This is a genomic window from bacterium, from assembly GCA_035703895.1.
Taxonomy (GTDB): domain Bacteria; phylum Sysuimicrobiota; class Sysuimicrobiia; order Sysuimicrobiales; family Segetimicrobiaceae; genus Segetimicrobium.
Map to the genome: position 1 here is coordinate 1 of DASSXJ010000135.1, position 2,239 is coordinate 2,239.

General features: G+C 66.8%; 3 protein-coding genes. All 3 read left to right on the top strand.

All coding sequences use genetic code 11. The features are described from left to right. On the top strand, positions 1-106 hold a 106-nt coding region (locus VFP86_09215), incomplete at its 5' end, for a recombination protein RecR (GenBank protein HET8999810.1). 13 nt (positions 107-119) lie between these two features. Further along, entirely contained in the window at positions 120-1,847 is a 1,728-nt protein-coding gene (locus VFP86_09220) for a M3 family oligoendopeptidase (protein ID HET8999811.1), read from the top strand. 128 nt (positions 1,848-1,975) lie between these two features. Then, a partial coding sequence (locus tag VFP86_09225) for a ribonuclease H-like YkuK family protein (protein ID HET8999812.1) occupies positions 1,976-2,239 on the top strand: 264 nt, incomplete at its 3' end.

A 2,239-nucleotide genomic window follows, 5' to 3' on the forward strand; every position in this document is an offset into this window, starting at 1 on the left:
GATCAAGGTGACGCGGATCGCGCACGGCCTGCCCATGGGCGGCGACCTCGAGTACGCCGACGAGGTGACGCTGGCGCGGGCGCTGGAGGGCCGGCGCGAGCTATGAGGCGCCGCGACTGATGCGGTCCGCGATTGATCCGCAGAAGGCGTTTCCGCGCCGGCTCGTCCCGCCGGATGCCAACGCGGGACGGTGGGACGAGATCGAGCGCGTCGCCCAGGTCCTCCTGGTCCAGGCGCCCGGAACTCCCCAGGCGCTCGAACGATGGCTCGAGGAGGTGAGCGAAACGGCCGCGTGGGTGGCCGAGGAGGGCGCCCGCCGCCAGATCGCGATGACGTCTCACACGGACGACCCCGAACGGGAACACGCCTACCTCTCCTTCGTCCGCGAGATCTCGCCTCGGTGGAAGCAATTGACGCAGCGGTTCAACGAGGCCTACCTGGCGAATCCCAGCCGGCGTGCGCTGCCCGCCTATTACCGGGTCTTCGACCGCGAGGTCGAGAACCACGCCGCCCTTCACCGAGAGGAGAACCTCCCGCTTCAGGTGACGGAAGCGGAACTAGGGCAGCAGTATCAAAAGCTCCGCGGGGCGATGACCGTCGTGTTCCGCGGACGGGAGTACACCCTGGAGCAGGTAAGCCGGTTCTTGCAGGATCCGGACCGGACGGTCAGGCAGGAGGTCTGGGGCCTGACCGTGGCGCGTCTGCGTCAGGACCGGGAGGCGCTCGAAACGCTCTTCGACCGGCTCCGAGATGTCCGGTCCCGCATCGCGCGCAACGCAGGCTTTGAATCGTACCGGGACTACGCCTTCCGCGCGCGCGAACGGTTCGACTACGGTCCGGAAGAATGCCTGCGGTTTCACGACGCGGTCGAGGCCTCCTTTGTCCCGCTGGCCGGCCGAGTGGCCGAGGAGCGGCGCCGGCTGTTGGGCATCCCGACGCTGCGGCCGTGGGACGTCGAGGTCGATCCGCTCCATCGCGCGCCTCTTCCGGAGTTCGAGCGGGTCGAGGATCTCCTCGATCGCTGCGAGGCGGTGTTCCATAAAATTCATCCCGAGTTGGGCGACCAGTTTCGCTTCATGCGCGTTCATGGGCTGCTCGATCTGGAGCGGCGGAAAGGGAAGGCCCCGGGAGGGTACCAGCAGACGCTGCACGAACGCCGCTGGCCGTTCATTTTTCTGAACGTCCCCCCGTCCAAGGATGTCCAGACGATCCTCCATGAAGCCGGGCACGCCTTCCACGCCCTGGCCGCGCGTGAAGAGCCGCTCATCGCGTACCGCAGCGCCCCGCCCGAGTTCGCCGAGGTCGCGTCCATGGGGATGGAGCTCCTCAGCGCCCCCCATCTCGAGATCATCTATCCGGATCCGGCGGACGGACGCCGCGCGTTGCGCGCGCTGCTCGAAGGGATTGTCGCCCCCACGGGCATGCCGTGGATCGCGACGATCGACGCGTTCCAGCACTGGCTCTACTCACATCCGGACCACGGGCCGGAGGACCGGCGCCGGGCGTGGGTGGCGCTCTACCGGCGCTTCCACCCGTCGATCGACTGGTCGGGGCACGAGGACGTCCTCGATTATCTGTGGCACAGACAGCTGCATCTTTTTCTCTATCCCTTCTATTACATCGAGTATGGTGTCGCGCAGATGGGCGCCCTCCAGATCTGGAGCCGGGCCCTGCGCTCGAGCGACGGCGCTGTGGCAGCGTACCGGGAAGCGCTCGCGCTCGGGGGCAGCCGGCCGCTCCCCGAACTCTTCGCCACCGCGGGCGCACGCTTCGGGTTCGGCGCGGAGGTCATGGCCCCGCTCGCCGCATCCCTCGGCGACGCGCTCACCGAAGTGTCCTACACGTAGGCCCGCGCCACTCGATTCCACCGTCGCTCCCAGATGCCGAGGGGGCGCCCGAGGGGCCATTTTCCAGGGCTGCCGGGGTCTCGTGCCTTGCCGCGGCTCCCCGCTTTCGCTATACTGTGAAAGTGCGGATGGAATTCATCAGCCCAACATACGGCAAACTCAGCTTCGAGCGGATGTTCCAGCAGGTCGTGCAGTACATGCAGGAGGATCCCGCGCAGAGGTACAACCTCATCATTGGCACGGATTCCCTACTCGGCGACGATACCTGCTTCGTGACGGCGATCATCATCCACCGGGTCGGACACGGCGGCCGGTACTTCTACCACAAGTTCCGCAACCGGAAAATCGAAAGCCTCCGTCAGCGGATCCTCTACGAGACCTCGCTCAGCCTA

What these genes read in the sequence shown, in the direction of transcription:
- VFP86_09220 (HET8999811.1), top strand. Translation starts at nt 120, where the DNA reads ATGCGGTCCGCGATTGATCCGCAGAAGGCGTTTCCGCGCCGGCTCGTC.